The organism is uncultured Sulfitobacter sp., from assembly GCF_947499945.1.
In the GTDB taxonomy this organism is placed as follows: Bacteria; Pseudomonadota; Alphaproteobacteria; order Rhodobacterales; family Rhodobacteraceae; genus Sulfitobacter.
The window spans coordinates 639,667-661,037 of the sequence record NZ_CANMQD010000001.1; the positions used below are offsets into that span (position 1 = coordinate 639,667).

At 56.5% G+C, this 21,371-nt stretch carries 22 protein-coding genes; 10 read left to right on the forward strand and 12 right to left on the reverse strand.

What is annotated here, in order from left to right; translation table 11 throughout:
• Nucleotides 1–2: 2 nt before the first annotated feature.
• The 11 genes from Q0775_RS02995 to coxB form a co-directional block, all read right to left on the reverse strand.
• The gene (locus Q0775_RS02995) at nucleotides 3–1,424 is read right to left on the reverse strand and encodes an FAD-binding oxidoreductase (protein ID WP_298857842.1); all 1,422 of its coding nucleotides are present in this window, start codon (nucleotides 1,422–1,424) and stop codon (nucleotides 3–5) included.
• Nucleotides 1,425–1,461: 37 nt separating this feature from the next.
• Nucleotides 1,462–2,292: an MBL fold metallo-hydrolase gene (locus tag Q0775_RS03000; protein WP_298857843.1), complete on the reverse strand. Its 831-nt coding sequence runs from the start codon at nucleotides 2,290–2,292 to the stop codon at nucleotides 1,462–1,464.
• A 69-nt stretch (nucleotides 2,293–2,361) separates the two neighbouring features.
• Nucleotides 2,362–2,946: a GNAT family protein gene (locus tag Q0775_RS03005; RefSeq protein WP_298857844.1), complete on the reverse strand. Its 585-nt coding sequence runs from the start codon at nucleotides 2,944–2,946 to the stop codon at nucleotides 2,362–2,364.
• Complete coding sequence (locus tag Q0775_RS03010) at nucleotides 2,946–4,208, reverse strand: pitrilysin family protein (protein WP_298857845.1); 1,263 nt, start codon at nucleotides 4,206–4,208, stop codon at nucleotides 2,946–2,948. The genes Q0775_RS03005 and Q0775_RS03010 overlap by 1 nt, the downstream gene beginning before the upstream one ends.
• On the reverse strand, nucleotides 4,205–5,593 hold the full coding sequence (gene thrC / locus Q0775_RS03015; protein WP_298857846.1) for a threonine synthase: 1,389 nt from the start codon (nucleotides 5,591–5,593) through the stop codon (nucleotides 4,205–4,207). The genes Q0775_RS03010 and thrC overlap by 4 nt, the downstream gene beginning before the upstream one ends.
• 3 nt (nucleotides 5,594–5,596) lie before the next feature.
• Nucleotides 5,597–6,277, reverse strand: coding sequence for an SURF1 family protein (locus Q0775_RS03020; protein WP_298857847.1), 681 nt, complete (start codon nucleotides 6,275–6,277; stop codon nucleotides 5,597–5,599).
• Nucleotides 6,278–6,371: 94 nt separating this feature from the next.
• A complete protein-coding gene (locus Q0775_RS03025; protein ID WP_298857848.1) occupies nucleotides 6,372–7,181 on the reverse strand; it encodes a cytochrome c oxidase subunit 3 in 810 nt (269 codons plus the stop codon).
• A gap of 24 nt (nucleotides 7,182–7,205) precedes the next feature.
• The gene (locus Q0775_RS03030; RefSeq protein WP_298857849.1) at nucleotides 7,206–7,781 is read right to left on the reverse strand and encodes a cytochrome c oxidase assembly protein; all 576 of its coding nucleotides are present in this window, start codon (nucleotides 7,779–7,781) and stop codon (nucleotides 7,206–7,208) included.
• On the reverse strand, nucleotides 7,781–7,975 hold the full coding sequence (locus Q0775_RS03035; protein WP_298857850.1) for a cytochrome C oxidase assembly protein: 195 nt from the start codon (nucleotides 7,973–7,975) through the stop codon (nucleotides 7,781–7,783). The genes Q0775_RS03030 and Q0775_RS03035 overlap by 1 nt, the downstream gene beginning before the upstream one ends.
• On the reverse strand, nucleotides 7,975–8,913 hold the full coding sequence (cyoE, locus tag Q0775_RS03040) for a heme o synthase (protein ID WP_298857851.1): 939 nt from the start codon (nucleotides 8,911–8,913) through the stop codon (nucleotides 7,975–7,977). The genes Q0775_RS03035 and cyoE overlap by 1 nt, the downstream gene beginning before the upstream one ends.
• A 115-nt stretch (nucleotides 8,914–9,028) precedes the next feature.
• On the reverse strand, nucleotides 9,029–9,925 hold the full coding sequence (coxB, locus tag Q0775_RS03045; protein ID WP_298857852.1) for a cytochrome c oxidase subunit II: 897 nt from the start codon (nucleotides 9,923–9,925) through the stop codon (nucleotides 9,029–9,031).
• 183 nt (nucleotides 9,926–10,108) lie between these two features.
• Between coxB and tldD the strand changes: the two genes are divergently transcribed.
• The 7 genes from tldD to Q0775_RS03080 all read left to right on the forward strand — a co-directional run bounded on the left by tldD (nucleotide 10,109) and on the right by Q0775_RS03080 (nucleotide 18,382).
• Entirely contained in the window at nucleotides 10,109–11,530 is a 1,422-nt protein-coding gene (tldD, locus tag Q0775_RS03050) for a metalloprotease TldD (protein WP_298857853.1), read from the forward strand.
• A gap of 2 nt (nucleotides 11,531–11,532) precedes the next feature.
• Nucleotides 11,533–12,003, forward strand: coding sequence for a hypothetical protein (locus tag Q0775_RS03055; protein WP_298857854.1), 471 nt, complete (start codon nucleotides 11,533–11,535; stop codon nucleotides 12,001–12,003).
• 93 nt (nucleotides 12,004–12,096) lie between these two features.
• Nucleotides 12,097–13,254 carry a DNA-processing protein DprA gene (gene dprA, locus Q0775_RS03060; RefSeq protein ID WP_298857855.1) on the forward strand — a complete coding sequence of 386 codons (1,158 nt, stop codon included), beginning with the start codon at nucleotides 12,097–12,099 and terminating at the stop codon, nucleotides 13,252–13,254.
• 177 nt (nucleotides 13,255–13,431) lie between these two features.
• Entirely contained in the window at nucleotides 13,432–16,218 is a 2,787-nt protein-coding gene (topA, locus tag Q0775_RS03065; RefSeq protein WP_298857856.1) for a type I DNA topoisomerase, read from the forward strand.
• 143 nt (nucleotides 16,219–16,361) lie between these two features.
• On the forward strand, nucleotides 16,362–16,928 hold the full coding sequence (locus Q0775_RS03070; protein WP_298857857.1) for a L,D-transpeptidase: 567 nt from the start codon (nucleotides 16,362–16,364) through the stop codon (nucleotides 16,926–16,928).
• A gap of 99 nt (nucleotides 16,929–17,027) precedes the next feature.
• A complete protein-coding gene (locus Q0775_RS03075; RefSeq protein ID WP_298857858.1) occupies nucleotides 17,028–17,756 on the forward strand; it encodes a CoA transferase subunit A in 729 nt (242 codons plus the stop codon).
• A 2-nt stretch (nucleotides 17,757–17,758) separates the two neighbouring features.
• The gene (locus Q0775_RS03080; RefSeq protein WP_298857859.1) at nucleotides 17,759–18,382 is read left to right on the forward strand and encodes a 3-oxoacid CoA-transferase subunit B; all 624 of its coding nucleotides are present in this window, start codon (nucleotides 17,759–17,761) and stop codon (nucleotides 18,380–18,382) included.
• 65 nt (nucleotides 18,383–18,447) lie between these two features.
• On the opposite strand, the gene Q0775_RS03085 is transcribed toward Q0775_RS03080, so the two are convergent.
• Nucleotides 18,448–19,272: a lytic transglycosylase domain-containing protein gene (locus tag Q0775_RS03085; protein WP_298857860.1), complete on the reverse strand. Its 825-nt coding sequence runs from the start codon at nucleotides 19,270–19,272 to the stop codon at nucleotides 18,448–18,450.
• A gap of 360 nt (nucleotides 19,273–19,632) precedes the next feature.
• On the opposite strand from Q0775_RS03085, the gene Q0775_RS03090 reads away from it, so the two are divergent.
• The 3 genes from Q0775_RS03090 to cpaB all read left to right on the forward strand — a co-directional run bounded on the left by Q0775_RS03090 (nucleotide 19,633) and on the right by cpaB (nucleotide 21,170).
• On the forward strand, nucleotides 19,633–19,836 hold the full coding sequence (locus tag Q0775_RS03090) for a hypothetical protein (protein ID WP_298857861.1): 204 nt from the start codon (nucleotides 19,633–19,635) through the stop codon (nucleotides 19,834–19,836).
• Nucleotides 19,837–19,959: 123 nt separating this feature from the next.
• Nucleotides 19,960–20,163 (forward strand): hypothetical protein, encoded by a 204-nt coding sequence (locus Q0775_RS03095; RefSeq protein WP_298857862.1) that lies wholly within the window; start codon nucleotides 19,960–19,962, stop codon nucleotides 20,161–20,163.
• Nucleotides 20,164–20,318: 155 nt separating this feature from the next.
• Complete coding sequence (cpaB, locus tag Q0775_RS03100) at nucleotides 20,319–21,170, forward strand: Flp pilus assembly protein CpaB (protein ID WP_298857863.1); 852 nt, start codon at nucleotides 20,319–20,321, stop codon at nucleotides 21,168–21,170.
• The last annotated feature ends 201 nt before the right edge of the window (nucleotides 21,171–21,371 follow it).

The window sequence follows — 21,371 nt, forward strand, 5'->3', positions numbered from 1 at the left end:
GACTAGGCCTTGAGGACTGCACCAGGGTTCATAATTCCTAAGGGGTCCAGCCCCGCTTTGATCGCCCGCATTGCCGACATTTTGGCTGGATCACCGTACTTCTCAAGGTCGGCGACCTTAAGGCGCCCCACCCCATGTTCTGCAGAGATTGAACCACCAAGCTCATGGGTCAGATCATGCAAACAGGTCTTGATGGCGTCGCGCTGGTTCTCGTGGTCTGCACGTGTCCGCCCCTTCTGCGGGAATACGTTATAGTGCAGGTTCCCGTCGCCCACATGACCAAAGCAGTTGATCCTGAAATCGCCCATCTGAGCAATCCGCGCACCGCCTTTGGTGATAAACTCGGAAATCGCGCCGAGGGGCACCGAGATGTCGTGGCTTGAAACAGACCCTACGCGGCGGTTCGCCTCTGGGATGCTCTCACGGATTGTCCAGAATTCATCAGCCTGTGTTCCCGACTGCGCGATGAGGCCGTCAGGCACGAGGCCTGCGTCGAAAGCTTGGGAGAACAATGTCTCAAGCGCCTCTTGCGGGTCCATACCTTCGGCCAACCCAAGCTCGATCAGCACGCACCATTCTGGCGGCGTCTCAAAGGGCTGGCGCACGTCGGGCATTGTCTCCGTCAGGAAATCAAACCCTTGGCGGTGGATAAGCTCAAACGCGCTTACCATCTCGCCAAAAAGACTACGTGCAATGCTGAGCAGCTTGAGCGCCGCGTCAGGGCTCTGCACCACCAAAAGCGCGGTTCCCGTTCGGGCAGGCCGCGCAAAAAGCTTGAGCGCGGCGGCGGTAATCACACCCAATGTCCCTTCGGCCCCGATCAGTAGATGGCGCAGATCATAGCCCGTGTTGTTCTTGCGCAGCCGCGTGAGGCCATGCCAGATTTGCCCGTCAGGCAATACGGCCTCAAGGCCCAGACACAGATCCCGCGCATTGCCATAGCGCAGCACGCCTGTACCGCCCGCGTTGGTCGCCAGATTACCGCCAATCCGCGCCGTCCCTTGCGCCGCAAGGCTAAGCGGAAACAAGCGGTCCACCTCTTCGGCGGCTTTTTGAACGTCAGCCAAGATCACACCCGCTTCCGCGATCAACACGTTTTCATCCGCATAGGTAGCGCGGACCTTGTTCATGCGCTCCAGCGACAGGATGAGCGGGGCTATACCATCCGTGGCCACTTGGCCTCCGACCAGACCCGTACCACCACCATACGGGATCACGCCGACACGCGCCTCCCCTGCCATACGGATCAGGGTCGCCACTTCCTCCACGGTGCGCGGACGGGCCAGCACACCGCTTTGGCCCGCATAAAGGCCGCGCGGCTCTTCGAGATAACGCGCAGAGGCGTCCTCCAGCGTACCATCAGGCAAGGCAGCGCGCAGGGTGTCGGCAAAGGCGGTATCGGCGGGGTTCAATGCATGTGTCATGGTTATTGATCTAACGCCCCTGCACAGGATGCAAGGGCTAGTCGTCAGAGATATAGGTCGGGCGCAGCACCATAATCGTAGGTTGGCTCGGCAAGGCATCGCGGCGCACGTTGAGATAAGGCCCCTCAACGTCAATCACCGTAAACTCGTCCCGCATCCCGTCCAGAAACTCCTCCAGCGCAAAAAGCGAGAACCAATGCATCGGAATCACAATCCGCGAACGCAGGCGTTTAAGCACAGCGATCATCGTCGCATGGTCGAGTGTCATGCCTCCGTCCACAGGAGCCATCACCACATCCAAACGGCCAATCGCAGCATATTGTTCCTCATTCGGGGCATGGTGCAAATGGCCCAAGTGCCCGATGCACAGGCCCGCAATCTCGAAAACAAAGATCGAATTGCCCTTCTCCTCTATCCCCGACCACTGTGAGCGGATATCGGTTGAGACATTCCGTACCAGCACCTCACCAAGATCAAGGTTATGCTCGACCCCCTCGCCAAATGTCTCGCCCCAGCCGCGCAGGACATAGGGAATGGCAGGATCAGGAAAGGCCGTCCAATGGGTGTCATGGGCGTGGTTCATCGTGACCACATCGGGGATCATACGGGTAGAGCCGACAAAGCCTGTGAAATCAGTAATCATGTTCAGGCCAGCCGCACTGCGGATAAGGAAGCTGGCGTGGCCAACGTAATGTATATCGACAGTCTCCTCCGGCACATCACGCAGACTGGCACGGTGGATGAACTCCATCCCGTCGGTTGCATCGGCAAGGGCGTGACAATGGCTGGGCGTGCGCGTGACCTCCGTGTCCTGCGCGACAGCAGGGTGGGCGAGGACCATCAACGATATGAGTAAACGGATTATCATAAAATCAAAGCTAGCACCCTGATCCGATTTCATACAAGAACAAGATGCCCCTGCGTCAGTCTGGCTCACCTAGCCTGCGGTGCTTTTACCCCGACGGTCACCACGCAGACTGGCATAAAGGACGTGGGTACGCCAGCGCCCGTCAATCTGAAGATAGCTTTGCGCGACACCCTCGTATTTAAAGCCCGAGCGCTCGAGCAGCCCGCGCGACGGGGTATTCTCGGGCAGGCAGGCAGCCTCGATGCGGCTCAGTTCCAGATGGGTGAACGCATAATGCACTACCGTCTCTATTGCTTCGCGCATGTATCCCTGCCGCGCAAATGGCTCTCCCGTCCAATACCCCAATGTGCCCGCAAGTGCCGGACCACGGCGGATATTATCCAACGTGATTGCCCCCAACAGCGCGTTATCTTCGCGCCGCACCAGAAAAAGCGGCACCGCTGTCCCTGCATTAACCGACCGATTGGCCCAATATACACGGTTAGAAAACGCCTTGCGCGAAAGGTGATCAGCAGACCACGCGGGCTCCCAAGGGGTCAGGAATTCACGGCTGGCACTGCGCAGGGCCACCCAGGGACGAAAATCCTGATGGGTGGGCGGACGAAGGGTCATCCGCTCTGTCTCGATGCTGAGTTTGCGCCGTAAAGACAACATCAGGCCGCGCGCCTTGCCTCAAGCTCTTCCAGCGTGGGCGCCTTCTCGACAGGACCGTAAAGCGCCAATGCCGCAGGGGCCGTAGCCGCCATCCGCTCAGCAAAGTCGCGCACGTCCCCTGTGGTCACGGCATCAATCTGCGCAATGGTTTCTTCCAGCGGCGGAATACGGTCCCAAATCTGGATCAGTCGCGCCAGACGCTCGGCACGGTTGGAGGGAGACTCCAGCCCCATCAGCAAACCAGCCTTCATCTGGGCGCGCGCACGTGCCACTTCGGCGGCGGACATGTCGGTCGCTGCACGCTTCATCTCGTCGATGGTAATCCCGGCAAGCTCTGGCAACTGCTCGCCCGACGTGCCTGCATAGACGGTCATCATCCCAGTATCGGCATAAGCGCCCGCTTGGGCAAAGATGGTATAACACAAGCCGCGGTTCTCACGCACTTCCTGAAACAGACGGCTCGACATGCCGCCGCCAAGGGCCGAAGCATAGATTTGCGCCACATAGATATCGTCGGCGCGGTAGCCGGGGGACTCAAATCCAAGGGCGAAATGCGCCTGCTCTAGTTCCTTCACCTGACGGTGCTCGCCGCCAGCAAAAACAGCCGAAGTTGCGCGCAGCAGCGGCTTTGTCGCCATATCCCCGAACAACTTTTCTGCCATCGCAACCAGCGCATCATGATCCACCGCGCCCGCCGCCGACAGGATCATCTGCTCGGGGCCGTAGTGCTGGTCGATAAAGCCTGTCAGGTCCGTGCGATTAAAGTTCGACACACGCTCGGCCGGGCCAAGGATTGTGCGGCCAATGGCCTGATCGGGATAGGCCTGCTCTTGCAACCAGTCAAAGATCACATCGTCGGGCGTATCAAGCGCTTGGCCAATCTCTTGCAGAATCACACCGCGCTCCACCTCGATCTCGGAATCGTCCATGACCGGATTGCGCAGAATATCAGCAATGACCTCAAGGCCCAGTGGCACATCATTTTCCAGCACACGCACATAGTAGGCCGTCACTTCGCGCGAAGTATAGGCGTTGATATAGCCGCCCACATCCTCGATGGCTTCGGCGATTTGCAGGGCGGTGCGCGTCTTGGTGCCCTTGAACGCCATATGCTCAAGAAAATGCGCGATGCCGTTTTGGGCAGGCGTCTCGTGGCGGCCACCAGCCCCCACCCAGATCCCGATAGAGGCCGAAGCAAGGCCCGGCATATGTTCAGTTACAATGCGAAAACCGTTTGAGAGGCGATGGGTTTGAAGGGTCACTGAGCAATCAGTCCTTTAATTTGGGCTTTGAGCGCTTCGAGGTCATTTGGCACGCGGGTCAAACGCTCGGGGCGGTCATAAAGATCGGCCATACGCGGAGGCAAGGGCGGGCGGATGCCTGTCGCCACTTCTACCGCGTCGGGGAATTTTGCAGGATGTGCTGTGGCCAGCGTCACCATAGGTGTCTTGGGGTCGCGCAACTCATTGGCGACTTTCACACCAATGGCGGAGTGCGGGCAGAGAAGCTCGGCGCTGTGCGCCAGCGTGTCGGTGATGGTCTTCGACGTTTCCTCTTCGGAGGCACGGCCAGAAGCGTAATGCTCGGACAACACCTGCGCCGCCCCTTGAGACACATCAAACCCGCCCTGCCCCAGCTCTGTCATCAACTGCGCCACGGCACTGCCGTCACGGTCATAGGCGTCGAACAAGGCACGCTCGAAATTGGAGCTAACCTGAATATCCATCGACGGGCTGATCGACGGATGCACCGTGTCCTTGTGATAGCCCTGCCCGCTCAAGCAGCGATGCAGGATATCGTTCTGGTTGGTCGCCACGATGAGCTGGTCAATCGGCAGGCCCATCTTCTTGGCAATGTAGCCCGCAAAGATGTCGCCGAAATTGCCGGTCGGCACGGTAAAGCTCACTTTGCGCTCGGGCGCACCAAGGCTCACGGCGGAGGAGAAATAATAAACCACCTGCGCCAGCACACGGCCCCAGTTGATCGAATTGACGCCTGCGAGTTTTACCCCGTCGCGGAATTCAAAATCGTTGAACATATCCTTGAGCCGAGCTTGGCAATCGTCGAAATCGCCGTCCACGGCCAGCGCATGCACATTGCTCTCCACTGGTGTCGTCATCTGGCGGCGCTGCACCTCGGAGACGCGACCATGAGGGTAGAGGATCACAACGTCCACGTTGTCGAGGCCTCGGAACGCTTCAATCGCCGCCGATCCCGTATCGCCCGAAGTTGCACCCACAATCGTCACCCGCTCACCTTTACGGCCAAGAGCAAGTTGGAACATCTGCCCGATCAGCTGCATGGCGAAATCTTTGAAGGCCAGCGTCGGACCGTGAAACAACTCGAGCAGGAAATGGTTGGGTGCCAGTTCTTTCAACGGTGCGCGGCTTGTATGGCCAAACCCTGCATAGGCTTTGGCAATCAGATCACGGAATTCGGCATCGGTGAAGGTATCGCCGATAAAAAGGCGCATGACGGTAAATGCCACTTCCTCATAGGACTGACCCGCCATCGCAGCGATATCATCATGGCTTAACTGCGGAATGCTTTCGGGGACATAAAGACCGCCATCGCGGGCCAGCCCTGTTAGCATCGCCTCCTCGAAACTTAGGATCGGGGCAGTGCCACGGGTAGAGATATAGCGCATCGGTCAGCTCGTCTGTTTAGGGGCGCGGCGGGCGCGCAGGGTAAAGGCAAGGGTCATCGCAATCCATATCGCAGCAAGCGAGAACCACGTAATCGCGTAGGAAAGGTGGTCGTTCGGAATCGCCGTGGTGTCAACAGGCAGCGGGCTGATTGGCCCATCGTCAAAGGAAGTTTGTTTCGACACAACAAAAGTTTCTTCGGTATTTAACGCGGCTGCCATGGCCGCCACATCGCGAGCAAACCAGATGTTTTTGGCCACATCAGGCTCTGGCGTGAAGCCGTCCACCTCCTGCGGCCATTGCAAATTGCCGCGCACAGTCTCGGATCCTTCATGCACAGGCACCTCTGTTTGGTCCACCAGCATAAAGCCACGGTCAAGCAGCACACGCCGCCCGCCCATATCCATAGCCGAGATAATGCGGTAGCCCGCGCCGATCTCTTTCTGGCTAACCAAAACGCGCAGATACTCAGGCTCTACTACGCCGCGCACTTCAACAGGCAAATAGGCATCGTTTTCAGGATCAAGCACATCCGGCAGCGGGATCGGTGCCGCCTCTATCCGCGCATCAATATCCGCGATCACACCCAGCTTCCACTCCAACCGCTGCATTTGCCAGAACCCCAGCCACAACAGGATCGCAGCCCCACCAATACCAACAAAAACGAAAAAGAAACTGCGACGCATGAAAGCTCCCATGAGCGGTAGGATATGAAAAACGCGCGAGGCATCGCCCCGCGCGCTTTATCTAACTTGGATCGCTAAAGGTACAAGTCCGCGTTTAGTTTGCGGGGATACCAAAGACGTAGACGGCGAAGAAGAGGAAGAGCCATACAACGTCAACAAAGTGCCAGTACCATGCAGCCGCCTCAAACCCCACGTGGTTTTCACTGTCGAAGTGACCTGCACGGGCGCGGAACCAACAGACCAGCAGGAAAATCGTGCCGATCACAACGTGGAAACCATGGAAGCCTGTTGCCATAAAGAAGTTGGAGAAGAACTTGTCCCCGCCAAACTCCCAGCCTTTGTAGAGCAGGTAGTTATACTCATAGGCCTGAAGCGCTGTGAACAACACACCCAGAACAACTGCAATCAGCAGACCGTTCTTGAGGTCGGCACGGTTGTTGCCGTGGACCAGCGCGTGGTGCGCCCAAGTAACGGCACAACCCGACAGCAGCAGGATCAGCGTGTTGATCAGCGGCAGGTGGAAGGCGTCAACCTGATAGATCACTGGCGGGATATAGGTGGAACCGAAGTATTCGTTCATCGGGTACATGGCGTGCTTGAAGAAGCTCCAGAACCACGCAACGAAGAACATGACTTCGGACATGATGAACAGGATAAAGCCATAGCGCAGGCCGATCTGGACCACGCGTGTGTGATCGCCAATCTTGCTTTCCTCAACAACCTCGGACCACCATGCAAAGCTGCAATAAAGCGTGCCAACAAGGCCGATCAGAAACACATATGGTGTCACGTCGTGCATCCAGAGGACACCGCCGGTGAGCATGACAAATGCAAAGAGCGCGCTGAGCAGCGGCCAGATGGAGGGGGCGAGAATATGATAGTCGTGATTTTTTGCGTGGGCCATTTTGGGCGTCCCTGTGTTTTAGTCTTAGTTCAATTCAGTAGGCTGATCGGCATCAAGGGCGGCATACCCCTCGGGCAAATCGATTTCGTAGAATGTATAGGAGAGTGTGATGGTATGTATATACTGACCTTCACGATCCCCTACAATTTCGGGGTCAACAAAGAAGCTGACGGGCATTTGTACGCGCTCACCTGGGGCGAGCACTTGCTCCTCAAAGCAGAAGCAGTCGATTTTCTCGAAAAACGCGCCGGCCTGATAGGGGGTCACGTTGTAAGAAGCCATGCCAGCGATGGGGCGGTCCGTGGGATTGTAAGCCTCATAGAAGGCCAGTCCCGTCTCACCGATGCGAATCTCCATCTCGCGCACGACAGGTTTGAATTCCCACGACATATGGTTGTTCAAGGAGCCGTCAAAGCGGACTTTGATCGTTTCTTCCAGCACATCTTCGGGAGCGACCGAAGCATAGCCAACTGTGCCACCAAAACCGGTCACACGGCAGAACCAGTCATAAAACGGAACGGAGGCCCAAGCGAGACCTCCCATGACCACGACCAACCCGACCGTCTGCGCAACAGTTTTTTGCGGACCAGAGAGCGCCATCAGTTGGACTCCTCTACGGGTATCTGCTGCCCCACACCTTTTGCCGCAGAGGCAGGGATCTGGAATTCAGCAGACGTAATCTTGGTATAAGTCAAAAGCATCACGAGCAGTACGAAGCTGCCCAGCATTAGGCCAACGCCGATGTTCAGGCTTTTGCGACGGGTGTGAATTTCGTGTTCGGGTCGTAGTGCCATTACCAGCCTCCAAATCCGATGGGTTTCAATGCCGCTTCGGCCAAAATCGCAAGGAAATGCGCGAAGAGATACCACAGCGACAGGCGGAAGAATTTGCGCTCGACGGCGAAGTTATCAACTTCGCACATCTCTTCATCACGCTTCCAGATATCATATGCGCCCTTCAGGAACAGCGCGTTCAGAACTACTGCGGTTGTCAGATAGACCCAGCCACCAACGCCCGTAAAGGCCGTACCAACAGCCAAAACAACCAACAAAACAGTGTAGGCCAGAATGTGATTGCGCGTCGAGCGGCGGCCATGTGTAACCGTCAGCATCGGCACTTTTGCATCGTCGTAATCATTGCGCATGAACAGCGCCAGCGCCCAGAAGTGCGGTGGTGTCCACATAAAGATAAGCGCGAACATCAACCACGGCTCAAGCACAAGGATGTCACCGGTGGCGATGATCCAACCGATCACAGGCGGAAACGCACCTGCTGCACCTCCGATCACGATGTTCTGCGGTGTCGAGCGTTTCAGCCACATTGAATACGGCACAACATAAAAGAAGATCGTGAACGCCAGCATAAAGCCCGCCAAAAGGTTCGCGCTCAGCGACAGCATCATGACCGAAAGACCCGAAAGCGCCACACCAAGGTACATCGCGGACTGCGCCGTGACCTTGCCTGCGGGAATCGGGCGCTTGGCTGTGCGCTTCATAATTGCATCGATATCGGCGTCCCACCACATGTTGAGAGCACCCGACGCACCCGCGCCAATCGCCAGAAACAGGATTGATGCAAAGCCGATCACAGGGTTTACAGCAACAGGAGCCGCCAGCATGCCAACAACGGCTGTGAACACAACCAATTGCATCACACGGGGCTTTAACAGGGCATAGTAGTCACCCAGCTGCGGTTCGTTTTCAAAGCTCTGCACATTTGTCACGTCGGTCATTATCCGGTCATCCCATTTATGGCGCGTTGGGCAAATTATTCAGCAAAGGTCCACAGCACAGGGTCAAAAGCTGGGAAAGGTGGTCGGGCGGCGCGTTGGCCCCGCCCTCCCCTATTTAGTCAGCGGAAGCGACTGTCAGCGGCTGGGGAATACCTGCGTATTCCTCTCTCGCGCGGCTCAGCCATTCGGCATAGGCGTCCTCGGAGACAACTTTTACCGTAATCGGCATGTAGGCGTGCGCTTGACCACACAGCTCGGAACACTGGCCAAAGTAGACGCCTTCTTTCTCGGCCTTGAACCACAGCTCTGCCAGACGACCCGGTACGGCGTCTTGCTTCACGCCAAAGGCAGGAATGGTCCATGCGTGGATCACATCAGAGCCTGTTACCTGCATCACGATCGTCTTGTTGATAGGCACAACAACCGCTGTATCTGTCGCCAACAACCATTCGCTTTCGGAATATCCAGCTGCCTCAAGCTGCGCGATAACTTCTGGCGTTTTCATATTCTCGCCACCCAACGCAGGGGCGCCAATCATGTAGCTATCAAAGCCGAAGTCGTCGTCCACGTACTCGTAAGACCAATACCACTGGTTGCCCACAGCCTTGATCGTCACGTCAGCGACAGGAATTTCCTGCTGGCGGAACAAGATCGGCAGGGACCATGCACCAATCCCCACAAGGATCAGAATCGGAACAATTGTCCACGCAATCTCGACCGGAGTGTGGTGGGTGAATGTCGCAGGCTCGGGGTTACGCTTTGCGTTATAGCGGAATGCGACCCAGAGGATCAGCGCGGTCACAAACAAAGTGATCACAGTAATGATTACCAGAATCATACCGTCGAGCCACTGCAAGTCTGTGGCAAGTTCGGTCACGCCGGGCTGGAACCCCATTTTACCGTCTACAGGTTTCCCGATGATCTCAAGACCTTGTGGATCAACGCTTTGTGCCCATGCTGGGAGGCTTGTGAAGCCAGCCAAAAGACCGGCAAGTGTGAGGTGCTTTGTCATCATGTTCGTCCTGATTTTTTTGACCCTAGGTGGCTAAAACGCGCGGATAGGCTCACCCGGCGTTGTAATCTTACGCCTTACAATCATATTCTGGTTACGAAAGAAAGTCCTATGCTTGCGTCAAATGGACACCAAGCAGCAACAAATCCCGCAGCCCCCACTTCCCCCACCGGAGCGCTTTATATGTCTGATACCCTCTTTTTGCCTTTTGACGATATGCTTGACCGCGACACAGCTTTGACCGTGCTGCGCGAAGCAGTCGCGGGGGCAGACGATGGCGAACTATTTTTCGAGCGCACCCGCTCGGAGGCGTTGATGTTTGATGATGGCCGCCTAAAGACGGCCAGCTATGACGCGACAACAGGATTCGGTCTGCGGGCTGTGCGCGGCGAAGTAGCAGGCTATGCTCACTCGACCGAAATATCGGAAGCCGCCCTGCGCCGCGCCGCCCAGACCGCACGCCTTGCTGTGGGCGATGGAGGCGGCACATGGGCAGATGCGCCTGTTGGCACAAACAAGCAGCTGTATACTGACCAAGACCCCATTGCAGGAGCCGCGCTTTCGGTAAAAGTCGACACATTACGCGAGATGGACGATTACTGCCGCAGCCTCGACAAACGCGTGGTCCAAGTAAGCGCGTCGATCGCCGCCTCGATCCAAGAAGTCGAAATTCTGCGCCCTGAAGGCACCTCTTTTCGCGATACCCGCCCCATGACGCGCGTGAATGTCTCTATTATAGTAGAGCATGAAGGCCGCCGCGAAAGTGGCACGGCAGGCGGCGGCGGTAGGATCGGCCTCGACGGCCTTCTCGCCCCCGAGGATTGGCAAGCCAAAGCCCGCGAAGCGTTGAGAATCGCCCTCGTCAATCTCGACGCTGTCCCTGCCCCTGCTGGCATGATGGACGTGGTCCTCGGCCCCGGCTGGCCCGGTATCTTGCTACATGAGGCCATCGGCCACGGCCTTGAGGGCGACTTCAACCGCAAAGGCACCTCCGCTTTTGCGGGCCTCATGGGCCAGCAGATCGCCGCCAAAGGTGTGACTGTACTTGACGACGGCACCATCCCCGACCGCCGCGGTTCTATTTCCGTCGATGACGAGGGCACGCCCAGCGCCAAGAACGTCCTGATCGAGGACGGCAAGCTGGTTGGCTACATGCAAGACCGCCAGAACGCCCGCCTGATGGGCGTCAAAAGCACCGGCAACGGACGCCGCCAAAGCTTTGCCCACATCCCCATGCCGCGCATGACCAACACCTATATGCTGGGTGGCGACACGGCCCCCGGTGACATAGTGACGGGGCTAAAGGATGGCATCTATGCCGTAGGGTTCGGCGGTGGTCAGGTGGACATCACCAACGGCAAATTCGTCTTCTCCTGCACCGAAGCCTACCGCGTAGAAAACGGCATCGTCGGCGCGCCCGTCAAAGGTGCAACCCTAATCGGAGACGGCGCAACCGCGCTGAAACAAATCCGCGCCATCGGCAATGACCCCAGCCTTGACCCCGGCATGGGGAACTGCGGCAAACAGGGCCAATGGGTGCCAGTGGGCGTGGGCCAGCCAACGCTAATGATTAGCGGGCTGACGATCGGTGGTGCGGCAGCTTGAGAATGTGGAAAACACGAGAGTTCGGACAAGAATTTCTCAATCGAGATGATTGGACAGTCGTTGCCCTTTCCACAGTTTTTGTAACCCCGATATTAGCCTACGGAACTGCATCGCTTGCAAATCATTTGCTGCGCGGCACATCAAAGTCGGACTTGATAAGTTTCTATTTGAGATTTTTGTATTCCCACGCATTTGCGCCGTTGCTCACCATATTCCTGATTGTACCTGCGATGTTCGTGCTTTTGGGGCTACTCAGGGTCGGCTGGGCTGGCTTGGGAACCGCACTTGCCGCACCCGCTGCAATCTTTTTCATTGGCGCAGTCGCTTTACTTCCAGTTCATATTTTAGATGGCGTTCAATTTAAAGCTGCTGCCAACTTAGCTATATCTGCGGCACTGCATGGCGCTGTTATGTGGGTGTCCTTGTTCCTCCGGTGTCCTGAAGCAGTTGCGCCACGCAAAACTTCATCCTGAACCCGCCTGTTGAACCGAATTGCACCCAAACGATTCACCCCTTGTTAACCACCAAAAGCTATACCTGATTCTAGCAACAGACGGAGCATCGGGATGACTATCGAGGACCACAATCCTTCTTCCACTCACCCCCCACTCCCACCCACCCCGGAAGACGAACAGTTTGCCCGTCTCCGTTTGTTGCGCTCGCGCCGGGTCGGTATATCCACGTATAAACGACTGCTGATTGAACACGGCACTGCGCAAAACGCGCTGGCCGCGCTGCCAGAGGTGGCGCGCGCCGCGGGCGTTGCAGGATACGAGATTTGCCCCGAGGGCGTTGTGCGTGCCGAACTACGTGCCGCCCACGCCCAAGGCGCGAAGCTGCTGCACATCGACCACCCCGATTATCCCGCCTCCTTGGCCGAACTTGACGATGCGCCACCATTCCTTTGGCTCATGGGCGATCCCGCTCTGCTAAGTAAACCGATGATCGCCCTCGTGGGCGCACGAAATGCCTCCTCACTCGGCACCCGCATGGCCCGCAGCCTCGCCCATGACCTCGGCGAAGCTGGCTTTGTCGTCGTCTCGGGCCTTGCGCGCGGCGTGGACGCTGCCGCTCATCTCGCCGCCCTGCCCTATGGCACCATCGCGGTGCAAGCAGGCGGTGTCGACATCATGTACCCCGCCGAGAATACCGCCCTTGCCGAAGATATCGCAAAACAGGGCCTGCGCCTGTCTGAGCAACCCATGGGCCTGCAACCCACAGCGCGATACTTCCCGAAACGTAATCGCATCATTTCCGGCCTCGCCCGCGCTACTGTTGTGGTCGAGGCGGCGGCAAAATCAGGCAGTCTGATCACCGCACGCGATGCGCTGGACCAAGGGCGCGATGTGCTGGCCGTTCCTGGCCATCCTTTTGATGCACGCGCATCGGGTGGCAATATGCTGATCCGCGACGGGGCCACTTTGGTGCGCAATGCAGCCGATGTAATCGACGCCCTCGGCCCGATGCAAAGCGACGCGCCCCAACTCCCGCTTGAGGCCCGCCCGCCCGCCGCCAAAGCCCCAAAACCACGGCGCAGCCTGCGCGAAACAGCCAGCCTTCATTTGACCATTCTGCAACGCCTCGGCCCCTCCCCCGTGGCCGAGGATCAACTGATCCGCGACCTGCAACTGCCCTCCTCGTCGCTTACCCCCGCGCTGGTCGAACTTGAGATGGAGGGAAAGGTCACGCGCAACGCAGGCGGTCTTTTGACCCGCCCCGTCTGAGCGCCGAAACTAGCCGATCCGCCTCTGCAATTGCGCAGATTTGAGACGGACACCCCACGCTTTCCCCCTGCGATAACAGCCTCATCCTCTTAGTGCGCATTGACAAAGACCCCTTGCATCCCACATGTCAAAGGCCATAGACGCCGCAACACACCTCCGTCGAAGGACCTTATTTGCATGCCAGTAGTCGTTGTCGAATCTCCCGCCAAGGCCAAGACGATCAACAAATATCTCGGGGATAACTTCACGGTTCTGGCCTCATACGGTCACGTCCGTGACCTCCCGCCAAAGAACGGATCAGTCGATACCGACAATGATTTCGAGATGCTTTGGGAGATCGACAGCGGCTCCAAAAAGCACATGAAGGCCATTGCCGACGCGCTGAAAAACGACAACGAACTGATCCTCGCGACCGACCCCGACCGCGAAGGCGAAGCGATCAGTTGGCACCTCCAAGAGGCGCTCACACTGCGCAAGTCGATCAAGAAAGACACACCCGTCAGTCGCGTTGTATTCAACGCGATCACCAAAACCGCCGTGACCGAGGCGATGAAAAATCCGCGTCAAGTGGACATGCCACTGGTCGAGGCCTACCTGGCCCGCCGCGCGCTCGATTATCTTGTGGGCTTTAACCTCAGCCCCGTTTTATGGCGCAAGCTGCCCGGTGCAAAATCCGCAGGCCGCGTCCAGTCGGTTACACTGCGCATCATTTGCGAACGCGAGATGGAAATAGAAGCCTTCCGCCCCCGCGAATTCTGGAGCGTTAAGGCAATCGTATCCACCCCTGCAGGTCAGGAATTCGAAGTGCGCCTGACCGAACTTGCAGGCAAAAAGCTCGATAAATTCGACCTCGACAACGCGACAAAGGCCGAAATGGCGGTCCAAGCTGTCTCGAGCCGCGATTTGCATGTCGCGTCCGTCGAAGCCAAGCCTGCATCGCGCAACCCCTCCGCGCCCTTCATGACCTCAACCTTGCAACAAGAGGCCAGCCGCAAGTTCGGCATGGGCGCACGCCAGACCATGAGCACCGCCCAGCGCCTCTATGAAGCCGGTCACATCACCTACATGCGGACCGACGGCATCGACATGGCACCTGAAGCGATCGAGATGGCTCGCAGTGCCATCGCTGACCGTTATGGCGAAAAATATGTCCCCGAAAAACCGCGCGTCTATAAGAACAAGGCAAAAAACGCCCAAGAAGCGCACGAATGTGTGCGCCCCACCGAGATGTCCAAAGACGCCGATGCGCTCAAACTCATGGATGGCGACCAGCGCAAACTCTATGATCTGATCTGGAAACGCACGCTGGCCTGCCAGATGGAAAGTGCGCGGATGGAGCGGACAACTGTCGATATATCCTCGGCGGACAAGCAGGTCGCACTGCGCGCCACAGGTCAGGTTGTCCTCTTTGACGGCTTTCTCAAAGTCTATGAAGAGGGCCGCGATGATGTAGCCGATGACGATGAAAAACGTCTGCCACAGATTACCCAAGGCGATAAGGTCAAGAAGGCAACCGCTGCACGCTATAGCGAAGAATTCACCAAAGCCGCAGGTGTAGCGGATGAAGAGCTCATCGACGCTGGCGACAAAGGCAGCGCTGGCATGCAGCGCAAAACAGGCGCGGTCTTGGCCGAAAAAGAAGCGATCCTTGGCGGGCAGCACTTCACCCAACCGCCACCGCGGTACACCGAGGCGACACTGGTCAAGCGTATGGAAGAGCTCGGCATCGGCCGTCCCTCCACCTATGCCAGCATCGTGACCACCATTCAGGACCGTGGATATGTGCGCCGCGAAGGTCAGCGTTTGATCCCCGAAGACAAGGGTCGTCTGGTCACTGCGTTTCTGGAAAACTACTTCCGCCGCTATATCGGTTATGACTTCACGGCCGATCTTGAAGACCAACTGGATAAAGTGTCGGCTGGTGACGCCGACTATAAGAAAGTGCTGGACCGGTTCTGGCGCGATTTCTCGGCCGCGATTGCGGAAACATCCGAGCTGCGCATTACCGAAGTGCTCGAAAAAATCAACGATGTGCTGGCGCCGCACCTCTTCCCACCGAACGAGGAAGGTACAGATCCGCGCCTTTGCCCTAATTGTGGGTTGGGTCGTCTGAGCATGCGCACGGCCCGTTCGGGTGGCGCATTCATCGGCTGTTCCAACTACCCCGAATGCCGCTACACACGCCCCTTCGGCCCCCCCAACCCCGAGGCTGAGGCATCCGCAATCCCGCCAGATGGCAAATTGCTGGGCGAAGATAACGGCGACGAAATCCGCGTGTTTAAAGGCCGCTTTGGTCCTTACGTCCAGCGCGGCGCACAGACCGACGAAGTACCAAAACCACCGCGCCAGTCCATTCCAAAGGATTGGGAGCCGGAAGAGCTCGACCTTGAGCGTGCAGTGATGCTGCTCTCTTTGCCTCGCGAGATCGGACCCCACCCCGAGGATGGCATTATGGTTTGGGCAAACATCGGCCGCTATGGCCCCTATCTCAAACACGCGCCAAGCACCTCGGATCGTGGCGGCACAAACGCCAACCTTGAGGGCATCGACGAAGTCTTTACTGTTGGTATGAATCGCGCGGTGCAGCTGTTGGCGGAAAAAGTGGCCTCACGTGGCCAACGCGGTGTTGCCGCAGCCCCGTTACGCGAGTTGGGTGAGCATCCGACTGCTGGCGGTCCTGTAAACGTGATGAAGGGCAAATATGGCCCCTATGTGAAGTGGGAAAAGATCAACGCAACGATCCCCGACACGATAGAACCTGAGGACATTACAATAGATCAGGCTGTGATCCTGATTGACGAGCGTGCCGAGAAAGCAGGTAAGAAAAAGCCTGCTGCAAAGAAGAAGGCCGCACCCAAGAAGAAAGCGGCAGCGAAAAAGACGTCTGCAAAAAAACCTGCCGCAAAGAAGGCACCTGCAAAGAAAGCCGCAAAGAAGCCTGCGGCAACAAAAGAAGACGGGTAATATAGAATAAGACAGCCCTGCCTGTGCGGGGCTGTCCCTGTCCTTGATAACGTTTGCGTCAGATTGCTAAACGGCTCTTTTATTTCTGCTCAAAATAACTCATTCGTGTTTTTGAATATCTCAGTGAAAGATAGAGCAGTAACATGACACAAAACAACTTCTCCCGCCGCCGTATGATACTCGCAACAAGCGCCGCACTGGCCTCCCCCTCGATCCTGCGGGCGCAAGATGCTCCGCCACCTGTGGTCACGCGCCGCAACATTATGGGCTTCACACCACAACGTTGGCAGGACCACTTTGAGGATTTGGGTAAAGGTGCCATTGTTGCAGATATTGCATCACGCACTCTCCACTTCTGGAGCGGCGATGGTGAAACATACAAGATGTATCCGTCCTCTGTACCGCGCACCGAAGAACTGACCAAGCGGGGCTACACAAAGATCGTACGCAAGCGCATTGGTCCCGACTGGACGCCAACCTCCTCTATGGTAGAGCGTGACCCGACCCTCAAATACATGCCCCCCGGCCCCGGCAATCCGCTGGGCACCCATGCGATGTATCTATCATGGCCTGCCTATTTGATCCACGGCACCCATGATACGCGCAAAATCGGGCGGCAGTCGTCCGACGGATGTATTGGCCTCTATAATCACAAGGTCGAAGAACTCTTTGCCATCGCGCCCATTGGCACGCAGGTTCGCCTCCTTTAGAAGTCGATATGTGCCGCGCCGCAGCATATCATTGACACCCCCTTGCCTGCGAGTCACATACTTCACTGACCATTTCACGGATCAGGGGAGCACCACTGCATGAAAAAAGTTTACGCAAACGCCAACGAGGCCCTCGACGGGGTTCTCAAGGACGGCATGTTGATCGCCTCGGGCGGGTTTGGCCTGTGTGGTATCCCCGAATTGCTGCTGGCAGCGATCCGTGATGCAGGCACAAAAGATCTGACATTTGCCTCGAACAACGCGGGCGTTGATGATTTCGGCATTGGCATTCTCTTGCAGACCAAACAGGTCAAGAAAATGATTTCTTCCTATGTGGGCGAGAACGCCGAATTCATGCGCCAATATCTCAGTGGAGAGCTTGAGCTGGAGTTCACCCCCCAAGGGACATTGGCCGAGCGTATGCGCGCAGGCGGCTCAGGTATTCCCGGTTTCTACACCAAGACAGGCGTTGGCACCGTTATCGCCGAGGGCAAGGATGTGAAGAACTGGAACGGTCAGGACTATATCCTTGAGGAAGGCATCTTTGCCGACCTCGCCATCGTGAAGGCATGGAAAGCGGACGAAACAGGCAACCTGATCTTCCGCAAAACCGCGCGTAATTTTAACCCCCCTGCGGCCATGTGTGGCAAAATCTGTGTTGTAGAAGTAGAAGAGATCGTGCCGACTGGCAGCCTCGACCCCGATCACATCCACCTGCCAGGCATTTATGTGCACCGCATCATTCAGGGCGATCATGAAAACCGCATCGAACAACGTACGACCAGACCTCGCCCCGATGGGGCGACACGCAAAAGCGAGGAAGCATAATCATGGCATGGGATCGTAACCAAATGGCGGCACGCGCCGCACTTGAGCTTGAAGACGGCATGTATGTGAACCTCGGCATCGGTATCCCGACGCTGGTGGCCAACTATGTCGGTGACAAAGATATCACCCTGCAGTCAGAGAATGGCATGCTGGGCATGGGCCCCTTCCCCTATGAGGGTGAAGAGGACGCGGACCTGATCAACGCGGGCAAGCAGACCATCACCGAGATGGATCGCACGGCCTATTTCGATAGCGCCACATCCTTTGGCATGATCCGCGGTGGGAAGATTGCTGCGGCGATTCTGGGTGCGATGGAAGTGGCCGAGAATGGCGATCTGGCGAACTGGATGATTCCGGGCAAACTGGTCAAAGGTATGGGCGGCGCGATGGATCTGGTCGCGGGCGTGGGCCGTGTGATCGTTGTGATGGATCACGCCAACAAACATGGCGAGAGCAAAGTACTCAAGGAATGTACCCTACCCTTGACAGGTAAGGGTGTTGTGGACCGTATCATCACCAACCTCGGTGTGCTCGACGTGGTCGAAGGCGGCCTGCGCATTGTCGAATGCGCCGAAGGGGTAACAGAAGAAGAATTGCGCGCCGCAACGGACGCCACACTGGTCTGATACGGCAGCGTTTAAGTCTCCGTGAGACTTTGTGCACAGAATTTCAAAGAAATTCTGACGCCGCTCTATTTCATCTGGGCAAAGACACAGCCGTCCGAGATCAACTCGGGCGGCGTTTTACATAACCCCTTCGCGACCTGAAATGCGGCCAGTACTTTAGGGACATAATCGCGTGTTTCCGCAAATGGCGGGACGCCCGCATGCTTGCGCACTGATCCTTCTCCTGCATTATATCCTGCAAGTACTAGAATGGGATCGTTCCCGAACTCCCCCATTAACCAATCAAGATACTTGATGCCGCCAGAGATGTTTTGCTGTGGGATGGTGCTGTCCTCGACACCAAAGCGGCTGGCAGTTGCTGGCATCAACTGCATTAACCCTTGCGCACCTGCACTACTTACCGCGTCGATGCGACCGGACGATTCCACAGATATTACTGCCAAAGCCAAGGCTGGCGAAACTTTTGTACCAATGCTTGCTCTTAGAATGTCGATGCCATGCAGTTTCGCGATGTTCTGCATATGCTGAAGGCGCGGTGCAGGCACGCGTGAGCTCGAGGCAGAGAGTGTCGACATCGCTTTTTCCAAACGCCCTGGCCCCGAATCCGATGCATCGGGTGAAATTTTCGCCCAGAACCAATCGTATTGCCCTGTCTTAGGCCTGCTCACAGCGCCAGAAGGCGCGATTTGCGCCACAGGAGCTGGCGCCACTGCGGGCGAAGGACGGTTTATTTGTACATTTACCCGTTTTCTCTCGCCCGCTTTGGGCGGTTTTACAAATTTTGGCTTAAAATCAGGGAACGGTTTGGGCGGTTCCGCATGGAGTGCGGCCCCGATGGGGACAAAAACCAGCGCCGCAGCGCATACCAGCGGCAAAATTATACGTTTCATGGGGCCTGCATTCATTTCTCTACCGCTTTTTTTCTTCAATATTGCTGAAAACGGCCCTCAAAACCAGCAAATGAGGCAGCCAAACATGGCGAATTTGCCTTAATTGGGTTGTTTTGGCCGCACGCGTTAACCGTGCACAAAAAAATCGAACTTAAAAATGTATATATTTCAGCATTTTAAGTAATTACTTCAAATTTAATGGTTATCTCCGCCAAAAGCCTCAATTGCCGCCAAATTCATGCCCCATTCATACAGCTATATAGCGTCATACCAAGTCGAGCAGGCCTGAATGAGAGCGGGCCACACGGTAAGACAGGGTTGTAACTTAAACATTGAAAAATCCTTTGGAGGGATACTAACATGATGAAATTCGTAAAAAACTTCCGCAATGACGAAGACGGCGCAGTAACAGTTGACTGGGTTGTTCTGACAGCCGCAGTTGTTGGCCTGGCGATCGCAGCCTACGGCTCCATCCAGACCGGTTCCGAAGCCATGACAGCCAACACCTCCACCTTCCTTGGCGCACAGGTTATCGGTGAAGTTGGCGCACCAGCAGCTGACTAATCTCTACCGGGTTTAACGGCTTAGGCCGCGACCCACCTAAGGGGCTGCGTTCTGCATGGAATGCAGCCCCTTTTCTCATTTTCCTGGGTTGCGTACCGCCGCGACGAAATTGAAAGAATAGTGATGATACATCGCATTAAAACATTCGCCGCCGACGAAAACGGTGCAGTAACCGTGGATTGGGTTGTACTAACAGCAGCTGTATGTGGGCTTGCCCTCGCAGCGTTTGCGTCGATTCAAAGTGGTAGCCAGAGCGTTGGCCACAACGTCAACGAATATCTCGTCGACACATCCATCGAAGACATCATGGATTTGGGCGGCAGCTAAACCCGCCCGCTTCGGTCCGCTTATAAAAAATCTCTGGACCGCACAAACAAGATTTCTGCGCCCAAGCCGCAGAATTACCACAATCAACTGGCAGTATAGTCAGACTACGAAACACGTTCGGCCTTGCCGGACCTTGAGGTAAAGAGGAACATAAAATGCGCATGATTTTTGGACTCGTGTTACTGGTCGGAATAGCTTTGGCCGGCGGCGCTGTGTATCTCGCAAAAGGTCAGATCGGCCAGTACAAGACCGCAATTGCGCGCGCGGAAGCCGCAAAAGCAAAGATCGTCCCAACAAAACCAGTATTTGTCGTGAACAGAACCCTAAAATATGGTGAGAAACTGTCAAAAGAGGATGTTCGCTCGGTCGACTTTCCTGTGACAGCAATCCCTGAGGGTCATTTCAACGATATCAGCGTTATTTTCCCCGAAAATACTGACGAACCCCGCGTTGTGCTGCGCCCTATTGAAAAGGACGAAGTCCTGCTTTCTATAAAAGTGACCAAGCCTGGCGAAGACGCGGGGCTTACATCACGGCTTGAGCGTGGCATGCGCGCATTCGCGATCAAAGTCGACGTTTCCTCTGGTGTGTCAGGCTTCCTGCGCCCTGGTGACCGTGTCGATGTTTATTGGACTGGCACTGTTGGTGGCGGACAAAGCCGCACAGAAGTCACAAAACTGATCGAGTCCAGCATACCCTTGATCGCAGTCGACCAACGCTCCGGCGATGTTGAAGGTGCACAGATTGCCCGCACCGTGACCGTGGCGGTCAATCCGACACAGGTCGCCTCCCTCGCTCAGGCTCAATCAACCGGGCGTCTGGCGCTCTCGTTGGTTGGTGTTGGTGATGATGTGATCGTGGCCAGCAACATCGAAGTGAATCAGCAGGATTTGCTCGGTATTCAAGCGGCTGTTAAAGCGCCAGAAGCCGAAGCCGAGAAAGTTTGCACCATCCGTACCCGTCGCGGTGCAGAGGTCCTCAACATTCCGATCCCCTGCACAAACTAAGCGAGGAACAGGCGGTTAGCCCCGCCCTTCCATGCGAAAGACGCAACGCCGCCCTCTGCTCGGGGCGGCGTTGCGCATTTGACGCTGTTGCCATTTATCCACAGCAGGTTCGCCATTGAACGCATTGATTCTTGCATAAAAATCGGAATTGCCGCAGAGTTATCCAAACGACGGGCACTAAGACCCTATTTTGAGGCGTGA